At 64.7% G+C, this 1879-nt stretch carries 2 protein-coding genes and 1 pseudogene; 2 read left to right on the top strand and 1 reads right to left on the bottom strand.

From position 1 onward, the window contains the following. The coding region (locus ACZ7HQ_RS45240; protein ID WP_471003425.1) for an integrase core domain-containing protein at positions 1–305 on the top strand (305 nt) is incomplete at its 5' end. 32 nt (positions 306–337) lie between these two features. Here ACZ7HQ_RS45240 and ACZ7HQ_RS45245 read toward each other — a convergent pair. Then, positions 338–508, bottom strand: a pseudogene (locus ACZ7HQ_RS45245) (transposase); the annotation flags it as partial. Between the two features lie 1185 nt (positions 509–1693). Between ACZ7HQ_RS45245 and ACZ7HQ_RS45250 the strand changes: the two are divergent. Then, on the top strand, positions 1694–1879 hold a 186-nt coding region (locus tag ACZ7HQ_RS45250), incomplete at its 3' end, for a hypothetical protein (RefSeq protein ID WP_471003429.1).

Raw genomic sequence — 1879 nt, forward strand, 5'->3', positions numbered from 1 at the left:
TTGAACTCGCCCAATACAGCGCGGCCGCCTTCGCCGAGGTCTGCCGCCGGCACGGCATCCGCCGCAGCATGGGCCGGGTCGGCTCAAGCTATGACAATGCCCTCGCCGAGTCGTTCTTCCAGGGCCTCAAGCGCGAATTGCTCCATGGCCGCCGCTGGACCTCGAAGGCACAGACCCGGCTGGAGCTGTTCCGCTGGCTGTCGTACTACAACCGGCGCCGTCGGCACTCCGCGCTCGGCTACCTCACACCAGCCGAGTTCGAACAGCAACTGATCACGTCACATACGCTGTCACTCGTCGCATGAAACCCGGTGTCCACTCCCCGGGATCAACCTCAGAACCGCAGGCGACGCGGTTCCCATAGCCTTGCCTGGCCGGTCAAGGCGAGCATGGGCATCCAGGCCAGCAGATCGAGTGCAATCTGGACGATCTCCAGCCAGACCTGGTTCTGGGCGGTGTCATGCAGGGGCAGGTTCCGAAGGCCCGTCGCCCGGGCGGCTCGGATCCGGATCCTCCGCGCACCGGAAGCCGTGCCGACCCGCGAGGCGAGGGCGTTGGCAGCATGGCTGGCTGCCCCACCCAGGCGTGGAGATCATCTGCCGGGACCGGGCGGCGCCTATGCCGCCCGGATCGGCGCCCCCGCTGCCATCCATGTCGCCGACCGCTTTCATTTGTGGCAGGGGCTGGGCCGGGCTGTCGAGACCTGCATCGCCGCTCACCGCGAGTGCCTGAGTGCCCCAACGCTGCCTGAGGCGCAGGGCGTTGATCCGTCGCCCGACGCCAACGGCGCGCGCCGGGCCGGGATCTCGAGGCTGTTTACTCCTCTGTGTAAAAGGTGATCTTGTTGGGTGCTGGTCGGGGCCCTGGCTGACACCTGGAATGTGACGCTCAGTGAGTGATCTGATGAAGGAGACCAGGCCGCACGCCGATTCCGCCGAGCCTCGTGAGGAGGCGTCGCGTCCGCGGCACCGGCACACTCGGCTGGAAACGCGCCATGACCCACTACATGCTCGCCTTCCCCGACCGCCTCCCCCTCTGACACCAGCAAGATCACCGAAAGTAACCACCCGCAGGCCCTGATCAGCAACTCCGCATACCTCTACATACGCAAAGGAATTGACAACCTCGACAAATCTCCAGAATGACAACCCCGGAGGGTGTCAGCTCCGTTGGGGGTCGGGCCTGGCGGAGAACCACGGCGCAATCATCGCTGCTCCGTAGCTGGCAAGGGGCTTGAGATGTTACTCGCCTCAACGGAGCTTAGGCATGTCCGGTCACACCCCCGCCGACCAGCCACTCCACAAGATCACCCAGATCTTGCAAGAGCCCTCGGCCCCACCCATCCGGCCTAATCGAACATCATTTCACCGTATAACCAGACCTCTCTCTTCTGAAGGAAAAGCGGGCTATCCGGGCGGTAACGCGACCGCGTGCGCAGCGAGAGGTCACGAGGGGTCTGCGCGTGACGGCTCCTGCGCACCTCCACCAGGCCGGACTTCAGCCGTGCGGCCCCTCACGCGCGCGATGGCCCCGCTCCGGCCCGGCGCATGACCTGTCTCGGCCCACACGAAAGGATCTGCTCATGGGTTTATCCAGCAGACGGAAGCTGCTGCGCACGTTCGCTCCGTCAATCTTATTAGTGGCTGCTCTTGCAGCGTCCCTCCAGGCGCAACCAGCCCATGCGGACGATGGAATGACCGACATTCTCGGCCAGAAGTACGGGCTCTTCGTCCACTACGTGCCCGGCCTCACAGTGAACTCCAGCGGTGTGACCATCAGCGATCCTGTCGCGCGTCAGACTTTCTGGCACAGGGGTTTGTTTGAGCCCCGTGAGCATGTAGGAGAGGCTGATGTCCCGTCCGCCGCAGTTCCCGGTGGA

The sequence above is a fragment of the Streptomyces sp. NPDC037290 genome, from assembly GCF_055603245.1.